This window comes from Arthrobacter gallicola (genome assembly GCF_014836775.1).
Classification (GTDB): Bacteria; Actinomycetota; Actinomycetes; order Actinomycetales; family Micrococcaceae; genus Arthrobacter_B; species Arthrobacter_B gallicola.
On record NZ_JACSQD010000001.1, the window covers coordinates 803,681 to 829,527 of the forward strand.

The 25,847-nt window shown below is 64.8% G+C and carries 25 protein-coding genes, 2 tRNA genes and 1 other RNA gene; 17 read left to right on the top strand and 11 right to left on the bottom strand.

From position 1 onward, the window contains the following. The 5 genes from H9639_RS03635 to H9639_RS03655 all read left to right on the top strand — a co-directional run. Window positions 1-351: LGFP repeat-containing protein (locus H9639_RS03635; protein WP_404799711.1), on the top strand; the 351-nt coding region annotated here is incomplete at its 5' end. Between the two features lie 142 nt (window positions 352-493). Then, complete coding sequence (gene pepN, locus H9639_RS03640) at window positions 494-3,055, top strand: aminopeptidase N (RefSeq protein ID WP_191806721.1); 2,562 nt, start codon at window positions 494-496, stop codon at window positions 3,053-3,055. Window positions 3,056-3,139: 84 nt separating this feature from the next. Then, the gene (locus tag H9639_RS03645; protein WP_191806722.1) at window positions 3,140-3,607 is read left to right on the top strand and encodes an OsmC family protein; all 468 of its coding nucleotides are present in this window, start codon (window positions 3,140-3,142) and stop codon (window positions 3,605-3,607) included. A gap of 60 nt (window positions 3,608-3,667) precedes the next feature. Further along, window positions 3,668-4,336, top strand: coding sequence for a mechanosensitive ion channel family protein (locus tag H9639_RS03650; RefSeq protein ID WP_191806723.1), 669 nt, complete (start codon window positions 3,668-3,670; stop codon window positions 4,334-4,336). A 26-nt stretch (window positions 4,337-4,362) separates the two neighbouring features. Further along, window positions 4,363-4,779, top strand: a complete 417-nt coding sequence (locus H9639_RS03655; protein ID WP_318241974.1) for a globin — start codon at window positions 4,363-4,365, stop codon at window positions 4,777-4,779. Between the two features lie 30 nt (window positions 4,780-4,809). Here the strand turns inward: H9639_RS03655 and H9639_RS03660 are convergent, their stop codons facing one another. Together H9639_RS03660 and H9639_RS03665 are read right to left on the bottom strand one after the other, a co-directional pair. Then, entirely contained in the window at window positions 4,810-5,478 is a 669-nt protein-coding gene (locus H9639_RS03660) for a hypothetical protein (protein WP_191806724.1), read from the bottom strand. Further along, window positions 5,478-5,963 carry an acyl-CoA thioesterase gene (locus H9639_RS03665; protein WP_191806725.1) on the bottom strand — a complete coding sequence of 162 codons (486 nt, stop codon included), beginning with the start codon at window positions 5,961-5,963 and terminating at the stop codon, window positions 5,478-5,480. Before H9639_RS03665 ends, H9639_RS03660 begins: the two co-directional genes overlap by 1 nt. 193 nt (window positions 5,964-6,156) lie before the next feature. Here H9639_RS03665 and H9639_RS03670 point away from each other — a divergent pair, with 193 nt between their 5' ends. Beyond that, window positions 6,157-7,053, top strand: coding sequence for an acyl-CoA thioesterase (locus H9639_RS03670; RefSeq protein WP_191806726.1), 897 nt, complete (start codon window positions 6,157-6,159; stop codon window positions 7,051-7,053). A 72-nt stretch (window positions 7,054-7,125) separates the two neighbouring features. Here H9639_RS03670 and ettA read toward each other — a convergent pair whose 3' ends face one another. The 4 genes from ettA to H9639_RS03690 all read right to left on the bottom strand — a co-directional run bounded on the left by ettA (window position 7,126) and on the right by H9639_RS03690 (window position 10,567). Next, entirely contained in the window at window positions 7,126-8,808 is a 1,683-nt protein-coding gene (gene ettA, locus H9639_RS03675) for an energy-dependent translational throttle protein EttA (RefSeq protein WP_191806727.1), read from the bottom strand. A gap of 122 nt (window positions 8,809-8,930) precedes the next feature. Next, complete coding sequence (locus H9639_RS03680) at window positions 8,931-9,350, bottom strand: DUF6993 domain-containing protein (protein ID WP_318241969.1); 420 nt, start codon at window positions 9,348-9,350, stop codon at window positions 8,931-8,933. A gap of 242 nt (window positions 9,351-9,592) precedes the next feature. After that, window positions 9,593-10,141 carry a single-stranded DNA-binding protein gene (ssb, locus tag H9639_RS03685; RefSeq protein WP_191806728.1) on the bottom strand — a complete coding sequence of 183 codons (549 nt, stop codon included), beginning with the start codon at window positions 10,139-10,141 and terminating at the stop codon, window positions 9,593-9,595. 353 nt (window positions 10,142-10,494) lie between these two features. Then, window positions 10,495-10,567: transfer RNA gene (locus tag H9639_RS03690), tRNA-Arg, on the bottom strand. Window positions 10,568-10,929: 362 nt separating this feature from the next. On the opposite strand from H9639_RS03690, the gene H9639_RS03695 reads away from it, so the two are divergent. The 5 genes from H9639_RS03695 (at window position 10,930) to H9639_RS03715 (ending at window position 14,970) form a co-directional block, all read left to right on the top strand. Continuing rightward, on the top strand, window positions 10,930-11,769 hold the full coding sequence (locus H9639_RS03695) for a DUF4397 domain-containing protein (protein WP_191806729.1): 840 nt from the start codon (window positions 10,930-10,932) through the stop codon (window positions 11,767-11,769). Between the two features lie 240 nt (window positions 11,770-12,009). Beyond that, window positions 12,010-12,714, top strand: coding sequence for a class F sortase (locus H9639_RS03700; RefSeq protein WP_191806730.1), 705 nt, complete (start codon window positions 12,010-12,012; stop codon window positions 12,712-12,714). A gap of 83 nt (window positions 12,715-12,797) precedes the next feature. After that, the gene (locus H9639_RS03705; RefSeq protein WP_191806731.1) at window positions 12,798-13,361 is read left to right on the top strand and encodes an RNA polymerase sigma factor; all 564 of its coding nucleotides are present in this window, start codon (window positions 12,798-12,800) and stop codon (window positions 13,359-13,361) included. Then, a complete protein-coding gene (locus H9639_RS03710) occupies window positions 13,348-14,154 on the top strand; it encodes an anti-sigma factor (protein WP_191806732.1) in 807 nt (268 codons plus the stop codon). Before H9639_RS03705 ends, H9639_RS03710 begins: the two co-directional genes overlap by 14 nt. A gap of 42 nt (window positions 14,155-14,196) precedes the next feature. Next, window positions 14,197-14,970 (top strand): M50 family metallopeptidase, encoded by a 774-nt coding sequence (locus H9639_RS03715; RefSeq protein WP_225219089.1) that lies wholly within the window; start codon window positions 14,197-14,199, stop codon window positions 14,968-14,970. A gap of 11 nt (window positions 14,971-14,981) precedes the next feature. Here H9639_RS03715 and H9639_RS03720 read toward each other — a convergent pair whose 3' ends face one another. Further along, window positions 14,982-15,467, bottom strand: a complete 486-nt coding sequence (locus tag H9639_RS03720; RefSeq protein ID WP_191806733.1) for a DUF3224 domain-containing protein — start codon at window positions 15,465-15,467, stop codon at window positions 14,982-14,984. Window positions 15,468-15,587: 120 nt separating this feature from the next. On the opposite strand from H9639_RS03720, the gene H9639_RS03725 reads away from it, so the two are divergent. Then, entirely contained in the window at window positions 15,588-16,850 is a 1,263-nt protein-coding gene (locus H9639_RS03725; RefSeq protein WP_191806734.1) for a glycosyltransferase 87 family protein, read from the top strand. On the opposite strand, the gene mptB is transcribed toward H9639_RS03725, so the two are convergent. Next, window positions 16,813-18,351 carry a polyprenol phosphomannose-dependent alpha 1,6 mannosyltransferase MptB gene (gene mptB / locus H9639_RS03730; RefSeq protein WP_191806735.1) on the bottom strand — a complete coding sequence of 513 codons (1,539 nt, stop codon included), beginning with the start codon at window positions 18,349-18,351 and terminating at the stop codon, window positions 16,813-16,815. The genes H9639_RS03725 and mptB overlap by 38 nt on opposite strands. 251 nt (window positions 18,352-18,602) lie before the next feature. Between mptB and H9639_RS03735 the strand changes: the two genes are divergently transcribed. From H9639_RS03735 to H9639_RS03755, 5 genes are all read left to right on the top strand, one after another. Further along, window positions 18,603-19,184 carry a hypothetical protein gene (locus H9639_RS03735; protein ID WP_191806736.1) on the top strand — a complete coding sequence of 194 codons (582 nt, stop codon included), beginning with the start codon at window positions 18,603-18,605 and terminating at the stop codon, window positions 19,182-19,184. A 101-nt stretch (window positions 19,185-19,285) separates the two neighbouring features. After that, window positions 19,286-19,894, top strand: coding sequence for an oligoribonuclease (gene orn / locus H9639_RS03740; protein WP_191806737.1), 609 nt, complete (start codon window positions 19,286-19,288; stop codon window positions 19,892-19,894). Between the two features lie 150 nt (window positions 19,895-20,044). Then, window positions 20,045-20,117: transfer RNA gene (locus H9639_RS03745), tRNA-His, on the top strand. A gap of 149 nt (window positions 20,118-20,266) precedes the next feature. Beyond that, window positions 20,267-21,424 (top strand): acyl-CoA dehydrogenase family protein, encoded by a 1,158-nt coding sequence (locus H9639_RS03750; protein WP_191806738.1) that lies wholly within the window; start codon window positions 20,267-20,269, stop codon window positions 21,422-21,424. Window positions 21,425-21,458: 34 nt separating this feature from the next. Beyond that, window positions 21,459-22,031 carry a peptide deformylase gene (locus H9639_RS03755; protein ID WP_191806739.1) on the top strand — a complete coding sequence of 191 codons (573 nt, stop codon included), beginning with the start codon at window positions 21,459-21,461 and terminating at the stop codon, window positions 22,029-22,031. Between the two features lie 118 nt (window positions 22,032-22,149). On the opposite strand, the gene H9639_RS03760 is transcribed toward H9639_RS03755, so the two are convergent. The 3 genes from H9639_RS03760 to rnpB all read right to left on the bottom strand — a co-directional run bounded on the left by H9639_RS03760 (window position 22,150) and on the right by rnpB (window position 25,806). Next, window positions 22,150-23,616 carry a glyceraldehyde-3-phosphate dehydrogenase gene (locus H9639_RS03760; RefSeq protein WP_191806740.1) on the bottom strand — a complete coding sequence of 489 codons (1,467 nt, stop codon included), beginning with the start codon at window positions 23,614-23,616 and terminating at the stop codon, window positions 22,150-22,152. Window positions 23,617-23,873: 257 nt separating this feature from the next. Beyond that, window positions 23,874-25,250 (bottom strand): MFS transporter, encoded by a 1,377-nt coding sequence (locus tag H9639_RS03765; RefSeq protein ID WP_191806741.1) that lies wholly within the window; start codon window positions 25,248-25,250, stop codon window positions 23,874-23,876. A gap of 174 nt (window positions 25,251-25,424) precedes the next feature. Beyond that, window positions 25,425-25,806: RNase P RNA component class A (gene rnpB, locus H9639_RS03770), an RNA gene on the bottom strand. Window positions 25,807-25,847: the final 41 nt, after the last annotated feature.

Here is a 25,847-nt window from a genome sequence, read left to right on the forward strand (position 1 = left end):
TCCACCGGCGCCCAGGTCTCCCTCAAGGGACCCATCCGCACCGCCTACCAGAAACAGGGCTTCGAATCCGGTGCCCTGGGCTACCCCACCAGCGGCGAAGTCGCCATCCCCGGCGGCGGCAAGTACCAGGACTACCAGGGCGGCGCGATCCTCTGGACCAAAACCACCGGCGCCCAGGTGTCCCTCAAGGGACCCATCCGCACCGCGTACCAGAAACAGGGCTTCGAATCAGGCCGCCTGGGCTATCCCACCAGCGGCGAGTATAAATCGGGAGGATTTACTGTTCAGGACTATCAGGGCGGCCGGATTAGCCTGAGTTCCAGCGGAAAGATTGCCATCAGTTACAAGTAGCCCGGATGCAGCCTGCTTCCCTCGCCTACTTGGCAGAATGGCGCAAAGTGCGAGATTGTTGCAGTTATTCACTTGACGCCGTCCGGTTCTGACAGGCCGGACGGCTGCACTCTCCACTTCGAAAGGCTCTACCTTGCCAGGTATGAATCTCACCCGTACTGAAGCTCGTGTCCGGGCAGAACTGATCGATGTCGAGTCATACGACATCAATCTGGATCTGACCCGTGGAGACGAGGTCTTCGGAAGCACAACCGTGGTGCGGTTCTCCGCGGCCCAGGGCGCCTCCACTTTCATCGACGCCGTTACGGCGAACGTTCACCGGATCACGCTCAACGGCGTCAGCCTGGATCCCGCAACCGTTTCTGACGGGGTGCGTATCCAGCTGACCAACCTGGCCGCTTCCAATGAACTGGTGGTGGAAGCCGATGCGTTCTATATGAACACCGGTGAGGGCCTGCACCGTTTCGTGGACCCGGTCGACAACGAGGTTTACCTTTACTCGCAGTTCGAGGTTCCGGATTCACGGCGCGTATTCGCCGTCTTCGAACAGCCTGACCTGAAAGCCAGCTTCCGGTTCACCGTCACCGCGCCTGCCCACTGGGACGTCATCTCCAACTCCCCCACCCCCGAACCGGTCGCGGCCGATGCCGCCGACAACACCGAGGCAGGGCTCCCCCGCGCCACCTGGTCCTTTGAACCGACTCCGCGGATCTCTTCCTACATCACCGCGCTGATCGCCGGCCCGTACCAGTCCGTCCGGTCCGAGCTCACCAGCTCCGACGGACGCACCATCCCCCTGGGCGTGTTCGCCCGCCGTTCCCTGATGGAATACCTCGACGCCGAGAACATCTTCGAACTCACCGGTCAGGGGTTCGCGTTCTACGAAGCCCAGTTCGGCACGCCGTACCCCTTCGAGAAGTACGACCAGCTGTTTGTTCCGGAATTCAATGCCGGAGCCATGGAGAACGCCGGGGCCGTCACCTTCCTGGAAAGCTATGTCTTCCGCTCCCGCGTGCCGGATGCCACCGTGGAGCGGCGCGCCATCACCATCCTCCACGAACTGGCCCACATGTGGTTTGGCGACCTGGTGACCATGCGCTGGTGGAACGACCTTTGGCTCAACGAGTCCTTCGCCGAATTCATGTCCACACTGGCAGCGGCGGAGGCTACCGAGTTCAAGCAGGCGTGGACCACGTTCGCGTCGCTGGAAAAGGCGTGGGCGTACCGGCAGGACCAGCTGCCGACCACGCACCCGATTGTCGCCGAGATCCGCGACCTCGAGGACGTCCTGGTTAACTTCGACGGCATCACCTACGCCAAGGGCGCATCCGTCCTGAAGCAGCTGGTGGCCTGGGTTGGCCAGGACAAATTCATGCAGGGTGTGCGCGAATACTTCGGGAAGCATTCCTGGGCCAACACCGAACTCTCCGACCTCCTGTCCGAACTTGAGGCCGCCAGTGGCCGGGACCTGCGCGAATGGTCCGCCAAGTGGCTGGAAACGGCCGGAGTCAATACGCTGCGCCCGGAGCTGGACGTAAACGACGACGGCGTGATCACCTCCTTCGCGGTCCGGCAGACGGCGGTGGCCGAGTACCCCACGCTGCGCCCGCACCGCCTGGCCATTGGGTTCTACGACGCGGATGAGGACGGAAAGCTGCGCCGCAGCCACCGCATTGAACTGGATATCGACGGCGAACGCACCGACGTTCCGGAACTGGCTGGCCGCGCCCGCCCGGACCTGCTGTTGCTGAACGACGATGACCTGGCCTACGCCAAAATCCGCCTCGACGACGCATCCTGGCGTTTGGCCACCCGGAGGCTCCGCGATATTGCCGAGTCGCTGCCACGCACCCTGGTCTGGGCGTCAGCGTGGGATGCAGCCCGCGACGGCGAAATCCCCGCCCGGAACTATGTGGAACTGGTCCTGCAGAACATCGCGTCCGAGTCGGATTCCTCGGTGGTGCAGGTGCTGCTGCGGCAGCTGGCCACCACACTCACGTTCTACGTGGCTCCCGAAGACCGACTGCCTATGACCGAGGCCGCCGCGGACAGCCTGTGGGACCTCAGCCGGGAAGCAGCCCCCGGCTCTGATTCACAGCTTCAGTTCGTCAAGGCCTTCGCCTCCCACGCTGAGTCCGGGCAGCAGCTGGACACGGTCGCAGCTCTCCTCACCGGTGACCTCAGCCTGGACGGGCTGGAAGTCGGATCCGATCTGCGCTGGGAACTGCTCACTGCCCTGGTGGCCGGAGGACGGATGGGAGAGCCGGATATCGCCGCGGAGCTCGAGCGCGACGCAACCGCCACGGGCCAGCTCGCAGCTGCCGGGGCGCGGGCGGCTCTGCCCACCGCCGAAGCGAAGGCGGCCGCCTGGGACACCATCGTGGTGCGTTCCGACCTGCCCAATGCCGCCCAGCGTGCAGCGATCGGAGGGTTCAGCCGGGTTCATGACACGTCCCTCCTGGTGCCCTACGCAGATCGGTACTTCCAGTCCTTGCGCGAGGTGTGGGCGTCCCGTACCCACGAGATCGCGCAGCAGATCGTCGTCGGGCTCTATCCCTCCCGTCTGACCACCCAGGAGACGGTGGACCGCACCGACGCATTCCTCGCTTCCCTTGGGGATGAGGCCCCGGCCCTTCGCCGGCTCCTGCTGGAAAGCCGGGACGGCGTGGTCCGTGCGCTCAAGGCGCAGGCCGCAGACCGCTAAGTCCGGCCTGTTGGGCTGAAAGGTTCGACGCGGTGCCGCGGCTGCCTGTCCCATCCGGGATCTCCCGCACGGTAGTTTGGAGCTGTGAATCTCTCTGAACACCGTTACGGCGTGTCCCTGGAATGGACCGGCAACCGCGGCACCGGCACGCAGACCTACCGCGGCTACGGACGCGACCATGTGCTGCGTGCCCCGGGGCTGCCGGATCTGGCCGGGACAGCCGACCCCACGTTCCACGGCGACAAGGACCGGTGGAATCCGGAGCAGCTGCTGCTCTCCGCCCTCTCACAGTGCCACATGCTCTCCTACCTCCACGTAGCCGTGAAAAACGGCATCAGCGTGATCTCCTACGAAGACGATGCGGAAGGAACGCTCCGGCTCAACCGCGACGGCAGCGGGGAATTTACCTCCGTGCTGCTGCGGCCCCGGGTCCGCATCGCCTCGGGAGATGCTGAGCTGGCAAACACCCTTCACGAAGAAGCGAACCGGGTGTGCTTCATCGCCCGCAGCGTAAACTTCCCCGTCCGGCACGAAGCCTCGATTGAACCTTAGCGGGAACGGGTAATCTGGGGACTACACCCCCTCCCCGATTTCAAAGGACGGCGCCCACCCGTGCACTTTCCCGCAACCGTAGAACCTGCAGCCATTGACGTAAGCGAGTTCGATTTCTCCGGGCTTCTGGAAGCAGGAATTATTCTCCTGGTCGGACTCGTGGCCTGGCTGATTGCCCGCTATCTGATTGCAAAGGTCGTTGCGCGGGCGCAGCGGGGATCGGCGCTGTTCCGGACCGGCAGACTCCGCTGGGCCCAGCCGGTCATGCGGAACCTGGACACCAAGCGGAGGGCTCAGCGCGCTGACACCATCGGTGCCCTGCTGCGCAGCTCCGTCTCCGTGGCGATCTGGACGATCGTTGTCATCATGGTCCTCGGCGCGGTAGGCATCGATATCGCTCCCCTGCTGGCCAGCGTGGGAATCGTCGGCATCGCCCTGGGTTTCGGTGCACGGGAAATCATCCGCGACGCGCTGGCCGGGCTCTTCATCACCATGGAAGACCAGTACGGGATCGGGGACGTCATCGAAGTCGGTGACACCACCGGCACTGTCCAGTCCGTGGGCATCAGGATCACCCGGATTGTTGATGAGCGGGGAGTGATCTGGTATATCCGCAACGGCGAGTTCGCCAAGGTTGGCAACCGTTCCCAGGGACGGTTTGTGGAACCGGCTGCTGCGGAACTCAGCAGCACACCGGCCGGGACGGCCAAGGAAGAGGACATGAAGTGAGCGAACAACCCCAGCGCCCGGCTTCCCTGCCGTTGACGTCAGCAAACCCCGGCACCGGCTTTTCCCAGCCGGAGTACAACTTCTACGACGCGGTCGGCGGCCATGACACCTTCGTGAAACTGGTGGACGTTTTCTATGACGGTGTGGCGGAGGATCCGCTGATGCGGCCCATGTACCCCGAGGAAGACCTTGGCCCCGCGAAAGAGCGGCTGCTGATGTTCCTGGAACAGTACTGGGGCGGGCCCAAAACCTACGGCGAGCAGCGCGGCCATCCCCGCCTGCGGATGCGGCACATGCCCTTCCAGGTGACACCGGAGGCACGGGATGCGTGGCTTAGGCACATGCGAACCGCCGTCGACTCGCTGGGCCTTGCGCCGCTGCACGAAGCGACGCTCTGGGACTATCTGGACCGCGCCGCGCATTCCATGGTCAATTCCGCGTAGTCGGCTCCCCGGGCGAAGGAAACTGCTGCGCTAGAACAGCAGGGACGGCGGCCGGACCAGGATGTGGCCCCGGTCGGTGGAGAGCCGCAGCCACCTGCCGTTGCTGAACAATGCAGCGGCGGCACCGCCGGCAGCTTCCGGAAGGAACCCCAGGGTCAGGGCTGCAAACGCTGCCCCCGTGGGCAGCGGCTCCTCGAGACCGGGAATGACTTCGCTCCACACCGGACCCCGGACGCTGCTGACGACGGCGGCCCCGGGCTGACCGGGCAGCCTGGCGGCTACCTCCCGGATTCCCCGGTGCGCTGTCTGTTCCAGCAGGGAAACGGGCACGTCCGCTTGCCGCCGCCAACCGGTCCGCGGCGCGGCGATACCGGCCCAGCTCTCAGAGACGGTCATGGGAGGCACGGGCAGCTGCGTGTCGGTTTCCTCCATCCGCGCAAGCCTGTCTGCCACGGCCGCGAGGGCTACCGTGGTGTCCAGCTCGGCCGGTTCGGCCAGCGGCATGGCACGCATGCCCAGGATCGTGGGCATCCGTTCTCCCAGGACACGGGGCCGCAGCACGCAAACGTACGCGGCCAGGGTGTTTCCCACCACCTGCAGCCGGATCGCGCCGTCGTCAGCACTGCGTGCCCTGGACACAAAGTTCTTCAAGTCTGCCCGGACCTGCGGATCGCCCAGCACAAGGTTCTGCCCCGGCATCAGTTCACCGCCTCCGCTGCGCCGGCACGCCGGAAGGGCACGGCACCGCCCCGCCACGATTCAAGGATTTCCCGCTGCCGGGAGGAGAGCGCCAGAGGTGCTCCGGTTTCCCGGCTGACCATCACCATGTCCGCTTCGGCAACCGCAAAGACTGTTCCGGCGTCGCCGTCGGTAAGCCGGAAACCGTATCCCAGGCTGGATCCGCCGATCCGGCTCACCCAGATCTCGATCCAGACCGGGTCCTGCCGGTAGGTCAGCGGCGTGCGGTACTCGATTTCCTGACGCGCCACCAGAGTCACCCCGGCCTGCGCCGTCAGCGACCGGAAGGTCTCCGCGTCCTGGCCCGCCCCGGTGCCGGCCAGCGGCAGAAGTGACAGGCGTACCCGGGCTTCCTCGAGGAATTGCACGTACCGGACGTTGTTGACGTGACCGTTGGAATCCTCGTCGCCAAAGCGCAGCTGGATGGGAAAGCGGTGGATAGGCATGCATCCATCCTCTCAGGAAGGTTCCGGCCAGCGCGAAAGCAGGGCTCGACGGCGGCAGCAGGTGTGCGCATGCGGCCCGCGGCCGCGAATGTTGGGCCTGGCCCGCAGGTACGTCTAATGTCAAAGAGGGGTCCCGGCACCGGGGCCGCTGTCTTCACCGCTTGAAAACACCGCCTTCAAGGAGCAACCACCCATGGCATCAGCCGAGAACTTTGATCCGACCGCCGCGCTGATCGATCTTCTGGATCTGAGCAACGCGGGCGGAGCAAAAACCGACGAGGATATTTTCGTTGGCGGTTCCCAGCAGGAGCCGCGCAAACGGGTCTTCGGCGGACAGGTCCTGGGGCAGTCGCTGGTCGCCGCTGCCCGGACGGTGCCGGCGGACCGGCTGATGCACTCCATGCACGGCTACTTCCTCCGTCCAGGTGACACAGAGGTGCCCATCACCTTCGGCGTCGAGCGGCTTCGGGACGGCCGGTCCTTCTCGGCCCGCCGCACCCACGCTTATCAGAACGGTGTGCCCATCCTTTCCCTGATTGCTTCGTTCCAGGTACCGGATGAAGGGCTTGACCACCAGGAACCCATGCCGGAGGGAGTTCCCGATCCCGAGACCCTGCCGACAACCGCGGAACTGCTGGCCTCCTTCGACCATCCGGTCGCCAAGGCCTGGTCCTACTACCGCCCGATGGACATCCGCCACGTGGATAAGCCCGTGTATTTCCAAACAGACCCTGAGCGGACGGCCCGCAACGCGGTCTGGATGAAGACATTTGGTCCCATGCCCAATGACCAGAACCTGCACCGTGCCGCGCTGGCGTATGCCACCGACTACACCATCCTTGAGCCTGTTCTGCGCCGCCACGGCGTCTCCTGGGCCACCCCCGGCATGTCGGTAGCCAGCCTGGACCATGCCATGTGGTGGCACCGTCCGGTGCGTGTTGATGAATGGATGCTGTACGTGCAGGAATCCCCCAGCGCTTCCGGCGCGCGCGGGCTGTCCACGGGAAGGATCTTCAACCGCTCAGGCGAACTCGTTGCGACAATCGCCCAGGAGGGCATGATCCGGCTGCCGGAAGCTCCCGAAGCCTGAACCCCCGCCTACGGCCTTTCCGGCACGCAAAACGCCCCCGTCATTGACGGGGGCGTTTCGCTTTCGTGCCTGCTAGTCGCGGGTCAGGCGGCGGTGCGTCACACGGTGCGGTTTGGCTGCGTCCGCGCCAAGCCGCTCAACCTTGTTCTGCTCGTAGGACTCGAAGTTGCCTTCGAACCAGTACCAGTTGCCGGGATTCTCGTCGGTGCCTTCCCACGCAAGGATGTGGGTTGCCACGCGGTCCAGGAACCAGCGGTCGTGCGATACGACGACGGCGCAGCCCGGGAACTCCAGGAGCGCGTTCTCCAGGCTGGAGAGCGTTTCGACGTCGAGGTCGTTAGTGGGCTCATCGAGCAGGAGCAGGTTTCCGCCCTGCTTCAGGGTCATAGCCAGGTTCAGGCGGTTACGCTCACCACCGGAAAGCACACCGGCCTTCTTCTGCTGGTCCGGGCCCTTGAATCCGAAAGCGGAGACGTAGGCGCGGGACGGCATTTCGACCTGTCCAACCTGAATGAAGTCGTGTCCTTCGGAAACGACCTCCCAGAGGGACTTGTTGGGGTCGATTCCTCCGCGGGACTGGTCAACGTAGGAGATCTTGACCGATTCGCCGATCTTCAGCTCTCCGCCGTCGAGCGGCTCCAGGCCGACGATGGTTTTGAAAAGCGTCGACTTTCCGACGCCGTTCGGGCCGATAACGCCCACGATGCCGTTGCGCGGCAGCGAGAAGGAGAGCCCGTCGATCAGCTTGCGGTCGCCGAAGCCCTTCTCCAGGCCCTTGGCCTCCAGGACCAGGGATCCAAGCCGCGGGCCCGGCGGGATTTGAATTTCTTCGAAGTCCAGTTTGCGGGTCCGCTCGGCTTCCGCTGCCATTTCCTCGTAGCGGGCCAGACGGGCCTTGGACTTGGTCTGCCGGCCCTTGGCGTTGGAACGGACCCAGTCCAGTTCGTCCGCCAGCCGCTTGGCCAGCTTCTGGTCCTTTTTGCCCTGCACTTCGAGGCGCGCGCGCTTTTTCTCCAGGTAGGTGGAGTAGTTGCCCTCGTAGGGGTACAGGTGGCCGCGGTCGACTTCAGCGATCCATTCGGCCACATGGTCCAGGAAGTACCGGTCGTGGGTCACGGCCAGGACGGCACCGTGGTACGAGGAGAGGTGCTGTTCCAGCCACAGGACGCTTTCGGCGTCGAGGTGGTTAGTGGGCTCATCGAGAAGGAGCAGATCCGGCTTCTGGAGCAGAAGCTTGCAGAGTGCAACGCGGCGGCGCTCACCACCGGAGAGAACTGTCACGTCAGCGTCCGGCGGCGGGCAGCGCAGGGCGTCCATAGCCTGCTCAAGCTGGGAATCGATGTCCCAGGCATCAGCTGCGTCGATCGCTTCCTGGAGCTTGCCCATTTCTTCCAGGAGGGAGTCGAAGTCGGCGTCCGGCTGCGCCATTTCTTCGGAGATCTCATTGAACCGCTGGATCTTGCCGTAGATCTCGCCGACGCCCTCCTGGACGTTGCCGAGTACGGTCTTCTCTTCGTTCAGCGGTGGTTCCTGGAGCAGGATGCCGACGGTGTAGCCGGGGCTGAGCCGGGCTTCACCGTTAGAGGGGGTGTCCAGGCCCGCCATGATTTTCAGGATGGTGGACTTACCGGCACCGTTAGGCCCCACCACACCGATCTTGGCGCCGGGGTAGAAGGACATGCTTACGTCGTCGAGAATAACTTTGTCACCAACGGCCTTTCGGGCCTTGGTCATCGTGTAGATAAATTCCGCCATGCTCTCAGGCTAGTGTGTCGGTGCCACTAAGTGCCATTTGGTACACACCCCGGATCGGTCCAGCGTCCGCTGGCCGTCCAGTGGCCGGCGACTGGCCGCCCAGTGGCCGGCGAGACCGAATCCTAACGGTCGTCTCCAATCAGGCATTGACCGCTTGCCAGCGCCGGAACCACCGTCACCGTGACGGCTCCGCTGCGGACTTCTCCCACCACGCACTCCCCGGCCACCGGAGCCCCGGCAACGATCGAGTCCACGGCAAGACCGGTGGGAGTGATGTCCTGGGACACCTCAATGCTCTCCGGGGCAAATCCCGCAGCCGCGTAGGCATCCCGGACGGCGTCCCGGGAGGGCTTAGGGGCCTGCGCTGCGAGTGCGGCGAGCTGCGTCTCCACGGCATCAGCTTCCGGGATCCGGGAGGCAGCCGGACCGGCCTGGGCTTCGCCACTGCTGGATTCTGCCGGAGCCGGCTGCTGTCCCTGAGCTGCTGGGTCAGCCGCCGAGCACCCGGACAGTCCCAGCACAAGGCAGGCGAGCGCAGCCACGCCCGCAAAGTGGACCGGCCTGGGTATCCGGCTGCCCCCGGAAGTCCGGACCCGGGATGCTTGGATGCGGGGAGTCCGGACCGAGGAAGTCCGGCTCCGGGGCAGCCTCCCGGAAAGTCCCGGCTCCGCGGTTTGATTCTGTGCGTTCACCCCGTCATTGTGCCATGCACCCGGTGTGTGGAAGTCAGATGTTCGGATCAGACAGGGTCGCCTCGAGGATGCGCGGACGAGCAGACGAGTGCTCAGTATGCGGGCGCCGGCTCCTCACTCCCCTCGGCTTCAGCAGGGTCCGGACCGAAGCCGAGGCCAGTGCCGAGTCCCCCGGTGAAATCGTCTGTTCCATGTGCCAGCAGTTCTCCGGTCTCTGGATCCACGTCACCGGGCATCTCGCCTGCACTGTCGCCGGGGACATCCCGGAGCGGGGCGGCAACACTGATACTCCTGCGGAAATTGGCGGTGCCCCACATCAAGTCGTGTCCGACCGAATCAGCGTCGATGTCAACGGACGTTCCGCTGCGCCCTCCTTCGGTCATCCACTGCCGGACACGGAGCCGGCCGGTCACGATAACGCGGTCGCCCTTGTGGATGCTCACAGCCGCGTTGGTAGCGAGCTGCCGGAACATCGACACGGAGTACCAGTTGGTCTGCCCGTCCACCCAGAGACTTGTTTCCCGGTCGAACCGCCTCTCAGTTGTGCACATCCGGAAGCCGGCAATCGCCAGTCCGCTCTCTGCCGTTGTGGTCCGGACCTCCGTCGCCACAAAACCGCGGAGGGTAATGGTGTCAGTCATGGGTTTCCCCTTCTGCTGCTGTCGGGGCGCCGGTACCGAACGCCGAAACGATGCCGGCGCGGTTGGCCGGTTCAGCCAGTGTGCAGGTCCGGGGTACGGTCATTGCCGGCAGCAGCCGGGGATGTGGATGGAGTCGAGTCAGCGGTTGCCACTCGTGGGCTGGGGAGGACAGGTGGACAGATGGAAAGACCGGCCATGTCCCTAACTGCACAGGAGCCTTCACCATTGGCTTCGGGGAAGGCCCGTTCCCCCTTAAAGCCCGTCGCCCCTAAGGCCCGTTCCCCTTAAAGCCCGCTGCCCTTAAAGACTGAAGCCTCCAGCCACGGCGGCACCGTGGCTGGAGGCTTTATGGGTGCCCCCGGCGCGACTCGAACGCGCAACCTACGGATTAGAAGGCCGTTGCTCTATCCATTGAGCTACGAGGGCAGACCAATAGATGATACTACGAGCCTTCCGTCCCAGGCCGCAGGCAGATCACCGCCGGCGCATCCCACCGGCCCCACTACCTCGTCGGGAACCTTCGACGGCGGACATGTGCCGGGTGTTTCCGGTCCTCCGAGCGGCGGCAGACGCTGCGGCTGCGCCGGACGGCGGCGGACGGCGGCGGAATTGAGGACATCCGGCAGCGGGCAGCGGGCAGCCGGGCAGCCGGGCAGCCGGTCCTCAGGCAGAACAGCTTTTCAAAAAATATCGATGCCACTGCATCCAAACACCGGCGGCCGGAAGTAAGGGAGATGTAGGTCACAAAAAGCCGGGCTTTGACCCGGCCGGAACCAGAGGAGAAAGCCATGCGCAGGACCGCCACACTATTCGCCGCAGCAGGACTGGCCGCCGGAGCCGGACTTGCAGCCGCCCCCGCAGCGACAGCCGCGGACGACGCCCAGCTCTCCGTTTTGCACGCGGTGCCCGGCACCACGGTGGACGTGTACGTCAACGGTGCCCTGACCCTGGACGATTTCACGCCGGGGTCCATGGCCGGGCCCCTGCCCCTGCCGGCCGGGAACTATGAGCTGGCCATCACCGCAGCAGATGCCGCAGACGCCTCCGCTCCCCTCATTGGCCCGGTTTCCGCCAACCTCACTGCCGGCGGCAACTTCACCGCCGTCGCCAATCTGAGTGCTGATGGCACACCAACGGCGAATGTGTTCACCAACGACACGTCCACCATCCCGGCGGGCAAGGCACACCTGACTGTCCGGCATGTTGCGGCCGCGCCGGCAGTCGATGTCCTGGCTAACGGCACAGCGGTGATCACGAATCTGGCCAACCCCGACGAGAAGACCCTCCCGGTGGACGCCGGAACAATCTCGGCTTCCGTCGCTGCGGCAGGCACCACCACACCGGTCATCGGCCCGGCCGATCTCACCCTCCCTGAGGGCGTCCACACGATCGTCTACGCGTGGGGTTCCCTTGAGGAAGGCAACCTGGCCCTGGCCACGCAGACCATTTCCGGGATGGAAAGCGCACCCAATGCGGTTCCCGGAGCACTGGCTGCTGATGCTGCACCTGACGGCACCGTGCTCGCCGCAGCCGGCGGGCTGACCCTCATGGCATTGGCCGGAACCGCCGTGCTGATCCGCCGGCGCAGCGCGGCCACGGCAGAAGCTGCGGGGACCGTCTCCAGCTGATCCCGACGGCTCACCCGTGCCAGTCCAGCTGGACAGACTGGAAATCCGCCGGGTGCGGTGCAGCCCTCCGCTGCACCGCACCCGGGCCCGCACAGCGAAGAGCCCGAACAGCGAAACGGCAGCGCCGCGAAAGGTCCGCTAAGCGGAGGGCCCACTTAGCGAAAAGGCCCATCCGGAGAAGATCCCTCAAGCGTAGATCCGCCCGTCAGCGACCCAACCGCAACAGAACAGGACACGTACATGCATCACTCTTCAAGCGCCCGCCGACGCCTCGCAGCCCTGCTGCTGGCTGCTGGGGGCGTGGGGCTGGGAGCCTGCGGTTCGACGGCGACCATGGGCAGCCCTGAGGCACCCCCTTCATCTTCCCTTGCACCCTCCACCTCGGCGGCTGCAGGATCCCCGACGGCCGCAGGATCCCCGACGGCGTCCGGCAGCGGTCCAGGGGCCGGTCCGTCCGGAATACCCGTCCGGGAGGCAACGCCCGAGGCGGCTGAAGTCCTGGCGCAGCCGGTCCGGGTGCGGGTTGAAGGGACGGGAATCGACCTTGAGATAGTCCCCACCGGTGTGGAGGACAACGGTGCCATGACCATTCCGGATAACCACTACCAGGCCGGGTGGTACCGCTACGGCCCCAGCCCCGGGTCATCGGCCGGATCCGCTGTCCTGGCCGCCCACGTGGATTCCCGGACCGAGGCACTGCCCATTGCGGGGCTGAAAGATGTCCCCGCGGGAACCAAGGTGACGGTGACCCTGGAAGACGGATCCACCGTCGTCTATCAGACCGAACAGGTAGAGCACATCGCTAAACGTTCCCTCGACGGACACCGCCTCTTTGACCGCACCGGGAGCCCGCTTCTGAAACTGGTGACCTGCGGCGGGCGCTGGCTGGACACGGAAGACGACTATGAAGATAACGTTGTACTCACGGCTGCGCCGCTATCATAGGGACATTCCGCAGCACCGACCGCAAGAGACTCAGCACTGCGTTTCCCACTGCAAAGCTGGCCAACGGCAGGAGAATGCCCCCGATGTCATCCGGTGTCCCCGAGTGGGACGACGTCCTCGACGGGGCTTTCGCCGCCGGCGAGGAGGCAGCACTCGCTGAGGCGTACCGCCGCTTTGCGCCGCTGATCCGTACCATGGCGCTTCGGCGCCTGCTGGATCCGGCAGCAGCGGATGACGCGGTGCAGGAGGTCTTTATCCGCGCCTGGCGCTACCGGGAAAGCTATTCGCCGGACCGGTCAACCCTGGCGGCCTGGCTGGTGGGAATTTCGCGGAACGTTGCGCTGACTATGACTTCCTCGCGGATCCGCGAGGACGACGTGCTGGAGAGCGCCGCCGTCCGCGACCAGCGCGCCGCATACCTGGTTCCGGACCCGGAGAGCGTGGCAGACAAAGTGGTGCTCGACGCCGAACTCACCCGGCTGGGCGAGCCGCAGCATTCCATCCTGAGGATGGCCTTCCATGAAGACCTGACTCATCAGCAAATATCGGAGCGGCTCAAATTGCCCCTGGGAACCGTTAAGAGCCATATCCGCCGGGGACTCATCCAGCTGCGGCAACGATTGGAGGTCAGCGATGCACCTGCATGATGATGCATTGGCTCTCCTCGCACTGGGTGAGGAACCGACGGCGGAGGAGGCCGCCCATCTGGAGGCCTGCGACCGCTGCCGGGCCGAGGTAACCTCCTACGGCCGCGTGGTCCGTGCTGCGCGCAGCACCGGCACCATCGACGCTTCCGTGCCTCCCCCGCAGGTCTGGGAAAACATCCACAGCAGCCTTGGCCTCGGACCGGACGTGCGCCGGAACCCGCTCGAGGAAACGCCCTCCGCTGCCGACCCCACCAGCCCGGCCGCGCCCAGCAGCACCCGTGCCGTCCGGAACACCGCTGGCAAGCACCCGGAGACTCCCGCCGGTCCGCCGGTGGAGGCACCGGTGTCCCTGGACGGGAAACGCCGCCGCCGGAGCACCGGATGGCTTGCGGCCGCCGCCGTGGCAGCCCTGATCGCCGGGGCGGCAACCTGGGGAGTTGTCCGCAGCCTGCCGCCACAGCCGGAGGTCCTGGCCTCCACGGCTCTGCAGCCCCTGCCCTCCTACAGCGATGAGGGAACGGCAACTGTCGACCAGCTGCCCGATGGCGAACGTGAACTCGTGGTCACGGCCAGCAGCAGCCAGGCAGAGGGCTACCGCGAGGTGTGGCTGATCTCTCCGGACATCACCTCAATGGTTAGCCTGGGCACCATGGATGGGCGCGAGGCACGGTTCCGCATCCCCGCGGGCCTGGACCTGTCCGCTTACCCGATCGTCGATATTTCCGATGAGCCCCTGGACGGCAACCCCGAGCATTCGGGCAACTCCATTCTTCGCGGTCAACTCCAGCTGTGAGCGGTATTCCATACACCGGGCAAGCGGGCGGAAGCGCACCGGATGAGGTTCTCCCCCGGAATGACCGGTGCCGGCGTGTCCGGTGACGGAGCCGGCTGGCTGGCTGAACTGTGGGCCCGGATTACCGGCGGCTTTATGCGGACCGGCGGCCTGGAAGCATCTCCCTGGATTCTGCTCGCCCTGGCGGCCGGCGCGGCTTTCCTGACCATCCCGCGGGCAACATGGCGGTGGTTTGGACTGTACGTCACCTTCGTTCACGAACTTGGGCACGCGTTCGCAGCGCTGATGGCAGGGCACCGAATCTCCGGAATCGAGCTGCGCTTTGATCACTCCGGACAGATGCGGAGCCTGGGCCGCGGGGGCTTCGGTGCAGTGTGGGCGGGCTTCTGGGGTTACCCGGTCCCGGCCGTCACAGGGCTGGCACTGATTTGGGCTGCCAGCCAGGGATGGGCGACGGCGGCACTCTCCCTGGGTGTCCTGATCCTCGCCGCAGCGCTCCTGTTCATCCGCAACCTGCAGGGCCTGACCATCGCCGCGGGCTGCGCTGCTGCCGCCGTTCTGCTGGTCTGGTTCGTCCCTGCCGAGCAGGTGGCCTATGCCGTGCTCACGCTCGGCATCGCCCTGCTCGCGGGCGCCGTGCGGGACTGGCTCAACCTCCTGAGCGTTCACACCCGGCGCAGGCACGCGCTGTCCTCATCGGATGCCTGGATCCTGGCCCAGCCCAGCGGCATCCCCGCGCTGGTTTGGCTCACAGCCTTTGCGCTGGTCATCACTGCCTGTGCGGCCGGTTCGCTGTGGTTGCTGCTGCCTGCCTGAAATGCCTTCCCTTAGCGGGCGTCGGCCGCGGAATCAGCGTCAGCGGCACTATCTGAGCCGGAATGCTCGCCGTGGCCGGAGGCCTGGTTCCCCGGGAAGGTGACACGCAGTTCAAGCCGGTGCTGACCGTCTTCGGCCTGGGTGAAAATGGCTTTTCCGGAGATTCCGGCCAGTCCCCCGGTGCCGGAACCCGGAATGATATGTCCGGAAGATGCCGTTGCCTCACCTTCAGCCAGTCCCCAGTGCTGGATCACCATGGTGCCCTCGCGGCCCTCCACACTGCCGGCGAAAACTTCACTTCCTACGTAACCGGCGCCGGCCGCGTTGCCGGCAAGGAGCAGGTCCGCCACACTGGTGCCGGAGACGGCCCCCTCAAAGATTTTCACCGCCCGTACGGTCGAAAGTTCGCTGTTGGTTCCCTCGACGACATAGGGCGTGGGCTCCCATGAGGAAACGTCGAAGTCGGCAGTGATCGAGTGTTCTGTTCCGTCGGACATATCTTCAGTATCCCGTGTCCGGGCACCAATTGCATGCCCGTGTCACGCCGACGGTACCCTTGTCGCTGGGGCGCCGCCGTTTGGGGGCCCTAAAATGACGCTGAAGGAGAACCACCACGCATGTCGTCCACACCGGTATCCGCCGAGCCCCGGTACATGCGTACCTCCTTTCTGTGGATGAGTTTCGGCGTCCTCCACCTGCTGTTCTTTGGCCTGCTGAGTCCCCTGATTTTCACCGGTGAAGTCCTCAGCGACATCCAGTTCTACCGGCAGTGGGCCTTCGAAGGCATCGACAACGGGCACTGGCAGGGCATCAGCACCGCCTGGGTGTATCCCATCGGAGCACTGGCACCCATGCTGCTGGCCGCGGTGTTCGGGTACGGTGCCTATCAGTTTGCCTGGTTCCTGATTTTTGCCGGGCTCAACGCTGCCGCTCTGGCGGTGCTGACCAAGCAGCGCACACGCCAGCGGTTCATTGCCGCCTACTGGTGGATGGGAATCACTGCCCTGCTCGGACCTGTCGCTGTGGGCCGGGTGGACGGGCTGACTGTTCCCCTGGTGATTATTGGAATGCTGCTGCTGGCCAGGCGTCCGGTGCTGGCCTCAGCGCTGCTTGCAGCCGCCACCTGGATCAAGGTGTGGCCGGCAGCCGTTATTCTCGCTGCCCTGGCTGTCTCCCGCCGGCGTCTCACCGTCCTGGTAACCGGCGCCGCAGTGTCCGCCGCTGTCGCGGTGGTGGTCGCCGCTTCGGGCGGGCTGCGTTATCTGCTCAGTTTTGTCGGTGCCCAGGGAGACCGGGGCATGCAGCTCGAAGCGCCGTTCACAACCCCCGGACTGTGGCAGGCCATTCTGGGCCAATCGGGCGCCTACATTTTCGAGGACACCGTTATCAATACCCGGGAGGTCCGCGGTGCGTGGGGCGAACCCGTCGCCGCGCTGATGACTCCGCTGCTCGCCTTGGCGGCTGTCGCCGTCGTCGTTCTGCTGCTCTGGGCGCTCCGCCGCGGCGCCGACGCAGGCTCGCTGCTCGCTACCGGGTCCCTGGCCCTGGTCGGAGCCTTCATTGTCTTCAACAAGGTTGGCTCACCGCAGTTCATGCTCTGGCTTGGAGCCGTCACTGCTGTTGGGCTTGCCTGGCAGGGCCGCTCCTGGCGTGTTCCCGCCCTGATGATGATTCCGGTGGCCGCACTGACGACGCTGGTTTACCCCATGTTCTACGCGGCGCTGTATGACGACCTGAACGCCGGCGTCGCCGCGATGCTCACGGTCCGCAACCTGCTGGTGATGGCCCTGTTTGTCTGGGCCGTTATGCACATTGTCCAGCTGGCGCGGACCGGGCGGACCGTCAATGAATCCGCAGTTCTCCCGGAGCAGGCTCCGTAAGCTTCTTGCGGAACAGGACCTTCGTCTTCGGGTCAAGGAAGATCAGGTAGAGGGCGAAGGCCACGGCCGTGACCGCTGCGATTTGGCGGGCGGCGCTGAGGCTGAACTCGAAGTAGGGCCAGATGTCCAGCTGGTCGCTGATCGCGTAGACCATAAAGAATGAGACGAACAGGTACAGCGTCTTGACCTGCCAGTCGCTGCGGATGCCGGTGACGGCGAACAGCGGGATCAGCCAGACCACGTACCAGGACTGAATCATCGGCGCGAGCATCACAATCGCAGCAAACGCCAGGGCCAGACGGCGCACCAGGCGGCTGTAGTCGCCTACGAACATCAGCCAGAAAACGACGGCGAAGGATGCCAGGCGCCCGAGCAGGTGCACGACGTCGGCGAAGGACCAGCCGGGCAGTCCGAGAGCGTTGCCCAGCGTGGCCACCACAAGCCCCAGGAAACCTACCGGCGCATACCAGATCCACACGCTTCCGGGCGTGCTCAGGGCACCAACCCAGCCGAACCCGAGTCCGTTGACCACACCCAGGATTGCCAGCAGTCCCAGCGACAGCCCTGCCGTGAGGAACCAGTACAGGAATTTCCGGGGCCAGGAGGCACCCTTGCCAGCCCACATCAGGCCGACAAACGGCAGGAAAATGAGGGTGATCGGCTTGATTCCAATGGAGAGGGTCACCAGCAGAATGCCGCGGATAGCGCGTTTGGTCGCTGCGTAGTAGAGCCCCGCCAGGGCCAGGCCGATCATCAGCGCATCATTGTGGATACTGGCGATGAAGTTGGTCAGGAACAGCGGGTTAGCTGCCGTCAGCCAGAGCGCACGGTTGGGGTTGATGCCGTGGAGTTCGGCGAGCTTTGGCACGTAGTAGACGCACATCGCCACGCCGATCAGCGCGATCAGCCGGAACAGAAGGATGGAGAACTCGGTCTGCCCGCCGGTAATCCGGACCACGATTTCCTCGAGCCAGAGGAAAATCGGTCCGTACGGGGTGGGGCTCTGCGCCCACAGATCGTCCGCGCCCAGCTGCAGGTAGTTCGAAATCTGCGAATAGCCGTCTTTATACGGATTGAGCCCGCTGACCATCACCAGACCCTGGGCTATGTAGGCGAACACATCGCGGCTGAACAGCGGCAGCGCCAGGGCCATGGGGGCACCCCACGCCACGACCGCCTTCAGCACCAAGGGCCTGGACTCCGGTCCCCAGCTGCCGATCCGCTGGCCAAACCGCAGCCAGGACCGGACCAGGAGCATACCGCCGACGGCGAGCAGGAACACGGACAGGACGGCGCCCACTGGTTCGAAGCGCAGCCACATAATGAAGCTGACGCGGCGCAGCTCATAGGAAGAGAGGGACAGCCACCCGACACCGAGCGAACCGGCCAGCATCAGCATCGAGCCGATGAAGCCTTGGAGAATCGCGACGTTGGGATGGTCAGCTTTCGCGTTCTCCGGTTTGGGAGACGAAGGCTCGGTCGCAGGGACCTGGGCGGTCATCGTGGGTCATTCCAATCTCTGGTTTGGTGCAGCTTTCCCAACGTTCAGGCGCGCCGTTTCAGAGCACGCGCCGCCGAAGAACCGCTTTGGTGGAATGGACCGCCAGCGGGGCACGGCGGCTTCGTCAGTAGGCCAAATATTAGCATCGAGTCCCGGCCGCCCCCGGGATGCCGCCGCGCGCTGGCCGGCAGTGGGGCGCGGCTCACATACACTGGGGAAGTTGAGTCGGACGAGACAAGGCGGTAAAGGCTGTGGGGCGCCACCGGGCAGAACCTGTAGGAAAACGTCGGGACCACCGCACCGCGGAGCCGCGCAGCGGCCGTTCCGGACACCGCCGTAATCCGGAGCTGCTGGGCTGGGGCCTGTTCCTCACCGGCACCAGTGCAGCCTGCCTGTTCTGGGCCGAGGTGCCAGTTGCCCTGGTTGCCGGGGTAACGGGGCTGCTTCTCGCCGCTTTCCTCACTGCCTGGTATCTCTCTGCGGGCAGCACCACGGCGGAGGGACCGGGGCACCGTGCCGGCAGATCAACGCCCGCTCCTGCCGCCGCCGAAAAACCGCTGCAGCCCTCTCCTGTTCCCGGAACAGGCGGGAAAACCGCCGTTACAGTACCGCCCATCCCGCTGGCTCCGGAAGCTGTCCAGGAATTCCTGGGCGGAGGACGCGCCGCCTCCGCCGCAGCGCCCGGTGAAACCAGCCGCTGGACGCGCACGTTCGGACCTCCGGAGACCGGTTCCCTGCCGCTTCAGCCCTATGTGCCTGCCCGCCGCGCCGCTGTTCAAACCGCCGACCCGCAGCAGCAGGACCGCCGGCAGCGGAGCCATTCCAGCCATTAGTGACCCGGACCGGCACTGTGCCGGCCCATTGGACTGCGCCACTGGACTGCGCCACTGGACTGGCCCATTGGAGTGCGGGCAGGGCGGGGTACATTTGACTCGTGCCAATAACTAACGAACGCATTGTCTGGATCGACTGCGAGATGACCGGGCTGGACATCAGCGCCGATGCCCTTATCGAGGTTGCAGTCCTGGTGACCGATTCCGAACTGAATGTCCTCGGTGACGGCGTGGACGTCGTCATCAAGCCGGACGAGGCAGCACTGGAGCAGATGGGCGACTTTGTCCGCCAGATGCACACCACGTCCAAGCTCCTCGACGAACTGCCCCACGGGATGACTCTGGCGGAAGCAGAGGCGGAGGTCATCGAGTACATCACCAAGTGGGTCCCGGAGCCGAAGAAGGCCCAGCTCGCGGGCAACTCCGTGGGTACGGACCGGATGTTCCTGGCCCGGGACATGCCCGAGGTCATCGACTACCTGCATTACCGGATCATCGATGTATCCACCATCAAGGAACTGGCCCGCCGCTGGTATCCGCGTGCCTACTTCCAGGCCCCGGCGAAAAACGGCGGCCACCGGGCTCTGGGAGACATTGTGGATTCCATCAACGAGCTGCGCTATTACCGTGCAGCAGTCTTCGTGCCGGCCCCCGGTCCCGATTCGGCCACGGCCAAGAAGATCGCCGCAGAGGTTGCCGGAGGCGCCTGAAAAGGTTAGCTGCATCACATTTGCCGCTCTGAGGGGCACTTGTGTCAAGTGCACCCAAAAAACCGTGTAAGCTTGTATCCGCTGCCTCAGATAAATGAGTTCGCAAAGTCCACTCGCCTGGAGTTTGGGAATGATATCTGAGTGCACATGGTGGGTATAGCTCAGTTGGCAGAGCGCCTGGTTGTGGTCCAGGAGGTCGCGGGTTCAACCCCCGTTACTCACCCAGATGAGGCTGGCTTCCAGCTTCGAAAGGCCGCCTCGGATATTGTCCGGGGCGGCCTTTTTACGTACCACCAGGACTGCCCGCGCCGGGCAGTCCCCCGGCATCGGAGGTATCAGCTCCGGACGGGATGATCTTCAGGAGGCACCGTCTTGGAACGCAGGCTTTTCGACGAGGACCACGAGCTGTTCCGTGACCTGGCCCGGGAGTTCAACGTCCGTGAAATCGCTCCGGACTACGCGGTCTGGGACGCCGACCACATGATGCCCCGGCGGCTGTGGAAAGCGGCCGGGGAGCAGGGCCTGCTGGGCCTCGCCGTGCCGGAAGAGTTCGGCGGCGCGGGAATGCCCGATTACCGCTACCGGGTGGTCCTGGACGAGGAATTCGCCCGGGCGAACCATCTGGCCGTCGCACTGGCCTTCCACCTCCATGACGACCTCGTGCTGCCGCATCTGCTGGCCTACGGCTCCGAGGACCTCAAGCAGCGCTGGCTGCCGCAGATGGTCAGCGGAGACAAGGTCACCTCCGTGGCGTGGACGGAACCGGGCGCAGGCAGTGACCTGCGCGGCATCCGCACCAAGGCGGTCCGGACCAGCGACGGCGACTGGCTGCTCACGGGCCAGAAGACTTTCATCGGCAACGGCATCAGCGGCGACGCTGCCCTGGTGCTCGCACGCACCGATGGCAGCACCGGACGCGGTGGACGCGGGTCCTTCAGCATGTTCATGGTCGAAAAGACCGAGGGGTACAGCACTGGCCGCCAGCTGGACAAAATGGGCGTCAAGGCTTCGGACACTGCGGAACTCTACTTCGACAGCGTCCGCGTCCCTGCGGAAAACCTCGTGGGCGAGGAAGGCAAGGGACTGGAATACGCCGCCGGCCAGCTGCCCCAGGGCCGCCTGGCCATCGCCGTCGCCTCTTCCGCCGTAGCCCGCACGGTGTATGAAGCAACCGTGAAGTATGTCGGTGAGCGCAGCGCTTTCGGGCAGCGGATCGCTGACTTCCAGAACAGCCGGTTTACGCTTGCCGACATCCTGACCGAGGTCGAAGTGACCGAAGCCTATGTGGACTCCGCCGTCCGGGCTTTTAATGAGGGCACCCTGGACGCCGTCTCCGCGGCCAAGGTGAAGCTTTGGGCCAGTGAACGGGCCAAGTCCATCACCGACCGCTGCCTGCAGCTGCACGGCGGTTACGGTTACATCATGGAGTATCCGGTGGCCCAGGCTTTCCTCGCCGCGCGCCTGCTGACCATTTTCGGCGGCACATCCGAGATCATGCGTGAAGTCATCGGCCGTAGCGTTGCCGTCTGACCACCGCCCCAGAGCAGAAAGAGCTTACGAACCAATGACCGTCCGTCCGATCGTTATCCACGGGGAGCCGGTACTGCACCGCCGGGCTGCCGAAGTCCAGGACTTCACTGAGGAACTGCGCACCCTGGTGGCAGACATGTACGAAACCATGGATGTTGCCAACGGTGTTGGCCTCGCCGCTCCGCAGGTGGGCGTAGGGCTGCGCCTGTTCACCTTCAATTTCCCGAACGACGACGACGCCCCGGACCGCGGGGTCATCATCAATCCGGTGCTGGTCACCTCCAAGGTCCCGGGCTCGGCCCCGGACCCGGATGAGGAAGTCGAAGGCTGCCTTTCCGTCCCGGGCGAGAATTTTCCGCTGCGGCGGGCCGAGTGGGCGCGGATCTCGGGGGTGGACGAGAACGGGGACCCAGTGCAGTTCGAGGCCACCGACTGGTTTGCCCGGGTCCTGCAGCACGAATACGACCATCTGGACGGAAAGCTCTACGTGGACCGCCTCAATGACCGCTGGGGACGCAAGGCACGCAAGGTCCTCAAAGCCAACGGGTGGGGTGTTCCGGGCCTGAGCTGGATGCCGGGAGTCGATCTGGATCCGTTCGGCCACTGATCTGGTCTTAGCCGCTGGGGCCGGGGCGTTGAACCGCCTGCCCGCTGAGGCAAATGACAAACAGCAGTGCCCGCCCCTCTACCGGGCGGGCACTGCTGTTTAAAGCGGACTCCGCGGATTAGACCGTAGCGACCAGTTCTTCGGCGCGGGGGAAGGCAGGCGGGTTTACGTGCGCCATTTCCTCCAGCACACGGATGACCTGGCAGCTGTAGCCGTACTCGTTGTCGTACCAGACGTAAAGGATGGCGTTTTTGCCGTTGGAGATGGTGGCCAGCCCGTCAACGATGCCGGCGCGCTTGGAGCCGACGAAGTCACTGGACACGACCTCCGGGGAATCGATGTAGTCGATCTGCTTGTGCAGTTCCGAATTCAGCGACGTTTCACGCAGGAAGGTGTTGAGCTCTTCCTTGGTGGTTCCGTTTTCCATGTTCACGTTCAGGATCGCCATGGAAACGTTCGGGGTGGGAACGCGGATCGCGTTGCCGCTGAGCTTGCCGGCCAGTTCCGGCAGCGCCTTGGCGACAGCCTTGGCTGCACCGGTTTCGGTGATCACCATGTTCAGCGCGGCGGACCGTCCGCGCCGGTCGCCCTTGTGGAAGTTATCGATCAGGTTCTGGTCGTTGGTGAACGAGTGCACCGTCTCCACGTGGCCGCTGACGATCCCGTATTTATCGTTGAGCACCTTCAGTACCGGAGTAATGGCGTTGGTGGTGCAGGATGCGGCGGAAAGAATCGTGTCTTCGTCAGTGATCTGCTGGTGGTTAATGCCATGGACAATGTTCTTCAGGTCGCCCTTGCCCGGTGCGGTCAGGAGCACCCGGGCGGCGCCCTTGGCAGCGAGGTGCTGGGCCAGGCCCTCTTCATCGCGCCAGCGGCCGGTGTTGTCAACAACGATCGCGTTGTTGATGCCGTAGGCGGTGTAGTCCACGGTGGCGGGATCATTCGAGTAGATGACCTGGATCAAGGTGCCGTTGGCGAGGATGGTGTTATTTTCCTCGTCTACCGTGATTGTGCCGGGGAAGGCACCATGCACGGAGTCACGCCGCAGCAGGCTGGCCCGCTTGACCAAGTCGTTCTCGGCGCCCTTGCGGACCACAATAGCCCGGAGCCGCAGTCCCTGTCCCCCGCCTTCGTGGTCGATCAGAATACGTGCCAGGAGCCGGCCGATGCGCCCAAAGCCGTACAGGACGACGTCAGTGCTGGTCCGCTCATCGGCGCCGCGCTTGCCGGCAACATCGGCCAGCTCGGTGCGCAGGAAGTCCAGAAGGGAGCTGCCGTTTCCTTCGCTTTGGTATTTGGCGTTCATGCGTGCCAGATCCACGGAGGCCGCACCCAGTTCGAGTTCGGTCAGTGCCTGCAGGATCGGCAGCGTTTCGGCAATAGGAAGCTCCGCATCATCGATCTGCCGGGCGAAACGGTGCGCCTTGAGAATGTCGATTACGGAGCGGTTGACCAGCGGACGGCCGTGAACCGAGGTAACAACACTGTTCTCCCGGTAGAGCCGGCCAATGAGAGGGATCATGGCCTCTGCCATCGCTTCCCTGTCCATCCACGCATCCAGGCAGGTATCGGACTTCTGGCTCACAGATCTTCACATCCTTTATCTCAGCCGGCACTGCTTTGTGCCGGTTGGTAAGGCCGGCAGCGCACGCGCCGCCGGCAGCCCGTTTCAGGGCCAGGTCTACGTAGTTCACCGCGGTAAAACAGGCGGCAGACAATTACTAAGTGTATTAGGCCACAGCCGGGCTTCCTGAACGCGGCGGGAGATGTTTATCACAAGGACACCGGTGACAGGCGAGGGCGCATCTGTCCCCCGGGCAGGGAGAAACCGGAGTGGGCCCGCTATTTTTCCAGAAGCGCTTCCGCGTCTTTCGGCCTGCCCGCGGTTTCCTCCTGCGGCGGAGCTGCCGGCACATGAGCCGCGGTCCCGGGTCCACGGGTGTCTTCCGGCGTGTCTTCGGCCGGTCCCGGCTCGAGGCCCTCCAGATGACGCACACCTTTCAACGGACCGAAGGAAGCAATGACCGGAGCCAGGACGGCTATGACAATCCCGGTGGCAATACCGCCGCGCACACCAATGGTGCTGGCAAGCACACCGGCGGTCAGTGAGGCGATGGCAAGCATCCCCCAGCTGACCATCCGGGTGGCTGATCCCAGCCGTCCCATCATGTCCGGAGGGCAGACACGCTGCCGGAAGCTCGTGGAGACCACAATATTCATGGAGATCGCCAGCCCGGTCAGGAAGAGCCCGAAAAATCCGGGCAGCATCCCCCAGCCGGGTGTCATCAGCAGCAGGGAGGCGTAGCCCGCTGCGGCCGGAAACATCGAGAAGCGCCAGACAACGCCGGAACCGAACCGTCCGCTGAGCCACTTCACGGTTAGCCCGCCGATTGTGCCGCCGAGCGCGGTGGCAGCCATCAGGAAGCCCAGCCAGGTGCCGTTCTGACCCAGCGTGCGGACGACGAGGAGGACCAGCAAGGAGACGACAATGTTGCCACCGAGATTCCACAGGGCTGCCACCAGCAGCAGAACCCGCAGTGGCGTGGTGCTCAGCGTGTAGCGCAGCCCGGAGCCCATCTCCCGCCAGATGTGCCGTTTCCCCGGGGCCGCAGGCACCTGCTCCTCCACCTTGAGCCGAAGTATGGCTGCGAAGGATGCGGCAGAGGCGGCGACCTGCACCAGAAGTGAGTTCGACGCCCCGACGGCGGACGTGAGCCATCCGCCCAGCCCGCGTCCCAGGGCGTCAGCTGAGGCCCCGGACCCGGTCATCAGACCGTTTCCTTCAATCAGCTCTTCCCGCTCCACCGCACGCGGGATCAGCGCCGCCTCAGCGAGCGTGAAGTACACAGCAGCCAGGCCGGTCAGAAAGGAAACCACGAACAGTTGGACCGTGGTCAGGACGCCAAGCCAGTAGGCAACCGGGAGGGTAGCAAGCAGCAGCACCCGAACCACCAGCGAGATGAGGATGACAGGGCGGCGGCGGTGTCTGTCCACCACTACGCCCACGGGCAGACCGAACAGCAGCCAGGGCAGGAACACCATGCCGGAAAGCGCCGCAACAGCAAAATCACTGGCCCCAAGTTCCACCGCAGCGATGATGGGAAGGGCAACCGCGGTGACAGATCCGCCGAGGATTCCTACCGTGGAGGAGAGCCACAAAGCCCGGAAGTTCGCATTGCGCAGCACCAGGTGTTTCTTCGGCGCCGGGTTCCTGACCATTGCCAAAGAATAGCCGAGGCTCATGCGAATGCATGCCGCGGCTTGCCCGTGTGGAAAAGTCGCCCAAAATACCGCCAAAACCGGCAAGCTGGGTTGTGCCTGGGCCCGGCACGGTTCAATATTGTTCGCTCTGCGTCCGGAGGGGTACAGATTGCCCAGTTTCACCGGCCGGTGGGGACGGGCTGGCCGATAAGCCGGGTTTTGTGCCTGCCGGCTGTCTCCAGCCAGGCAGGTGGCAATCATCCATCTGGGAGCACCGTTGCCGGTGCCCTCTAGCGGCCTACCCGGATACTCAGGCGGGCAGCCCTCAAACGCATCCTGTATGGCCTTGCTCCGGGTGGGGTTTACCTAGCTGTCCCGGTCACCCGGGACACTGGTGGTCTCTTACACCACCGTTTCACCCTTACCCGCGAATCAACGCGGGCGGTCTCTTCTCTGTGGCACTGGCCTGCGGGTTTCCCCGAGTGGGCGTTACCCACCACCCTGCCGTGCGGAGCCCGGACTTTCCTCGCCAGGAACGGCAGGGCCGTCCTGACGCGATTGCCTGGCCAACCCGTCCTTCGGTCAATGGTACCCGGCAGCGGAACGTACGATTAA